This window comes from Bacteroides sp. AM16-13, assembly GCF_003602705.1.
GTDB lineage: Bacteria > Bacteroidota > Bacteroidia > Bacteroidales > Bacteroidaceae > Bacteroides > Bacteroides xylanisolvens.
In genome coordinates this window covers 1-1419 of sequence record NZ_QTLK01000077.1, presented here as the reverse complement: position 1 = coordinate 1419, position 1419 = coordinate 1, and the positions used below count along the sequence as shown (strand labels likewise).

Genomic DNA, 1419 nt, shown 5'->3' with positions numbered 1-1419 from the left:
GGCTCACCCGATAATCATTGGGGGTATGCATAAATCTTAGCCAGTCTAAAGAGGAAGAATTTCTCATCCACTACTCCTCTTAATGCGGTTCTGAATTGTTTGATTTTCGCATTAAAGGATTCAGCCGCCGCATTAGAGGATCTTTTATTATAAAAGTTAAGAATATCATCATAATGTTCATAGAAGGTTGCTGCAATTACATTGAAAGCATGAAAGCCTGCCTCTTCCACTTTATTATACCATTTAGCCATACTCAATCTTGCCGCATCTTTGATTGTATTTTTGGCAAGAATCATTCTGAGTGAATGACATAATCCATACGCCTGTCCCAATTCCGGATATTCCTTAAAAAGAATTTTGGCTCTTTGTTTTTGTGCTGGGGTCCATTTTTCGGAGGATTTAAACAGCAGATAGCGGCTTCTTGCCAACAGTTCTTTCTTTGAATCTCCATTTTCATATCTCATAGGCACATATGATTCCCCTTTCTGCTTTGCTTCTTCCATCTCATCATTGGCTTCCTGGATTGCGTCCCAGCGGAGTTTGATACGCATTTCCTGCACTGCATCGCAAGCTAATTTCTGGATGTGGAACCGGTCTATTACACGAGATGCCTTGCGGAAACAGAAGCGGACTATTTTACGCATTGAGTCCGATAAATCAAGTGTCACTTCTTCTACACTGTCCAACAGGTGTTCGGGAATATGGCGTAAAGCCGCTATGACCGTCTCTGACTTCGTCCCTGCAACAATGGCGACAAGGCACATCTCACGACCATGCCTGTCCCTGTTGGTTACTATTGTATAAAGGTCGCCATTCGACAGGGAAGTCTCGTCAATAGCCAGATTAGGTCCAATGTTCTCAGGAAAGACAAGCCACTCTTCCGCATGGCTCAACTCTTCCCAATTACGATAACCGCTTAGCACATCCTTGTATTGCTTCTCAAAGGTAGATGCGTCAATATGATAGAAATCATCAAGCGTACGGCAGGTCACCGGGGATGTGTCCATACGTTTCTTTTAAAAAAGCCGCAAACTCCTTGGAGTAGCGGGTGCCTTCGGCGGCTATTTTAAGAGGTAGAATAAAACTCTTGCCGGTACGAATATCAACCCATTTACGGCGTCGGAGCAAAAGGATTACTTTGTGGTCGCGGATGGGGAAATCGGTGATGGAAACCGCAGGAATAAAACCTTTGGATTCAAAGTGAACATCATTACGTAAAGTATCGTACATCTTTTCATCAAGATGAATGTTAATCTCGGTATCGGTACTTTCTACCTTAGTTATATCAAACGAGGAAAGGACTTCGCTTGGTAGTACTATTTGAGCTAAAGATATTAATGCTGCTTCTGTCATATTACAAAAGTAATCACTTTAAAGAAAGCTACAAATAGTTACCCCCAAGAAATTTCGGGTGAGCCG

2 protein-coding genes are annotated in these 1419 nt (G+C 42.4%); both read right to left on the bottom strand.

Annotated elements, in window-relative coordinates:
- Positions 1–14: 14 nt before the first annotated feature.
- Positions 15–1007, bottom strand: coding sequence for a transposase (locus DW173_RS23635; protein WP_008023421.1), 993 nt, complete (start codon positions 1005–1007; stop codon positions 15–17).
- A complete protein-coding gene (locus tag DW173_RS23630) occupies positions 973–1353 on the bottom strand; it encodes a hypothetical protein (protein ID WP_049701282.1) in 381 nt (126 codons plus the stop codon). The genes DW173_RS23635 and DW173_RS23630 overlap by 35 nt, the downstream gene beginning before the upstream one ends.
- Positions 1354–1419 lie beyond the last annotated feature (66 nt).

Excerpts from the sequence above, each read along its gene's own strand:
- DW173_RS23635 (WP_008023421.1), bottom strand. The coding sequence starts at position 1,007 with ATGGACACATCCCCGGTGACCTGCCGTACGCTTGATGATTTCTATCAT.
- DW173_RS23630 (WP_049701282.1), bottom strand. The coding sequence starts at position 1,353 with ATGACAGAAGCAGCATTAATATCTTTAGCTCAAATAGTACTACCAAGC.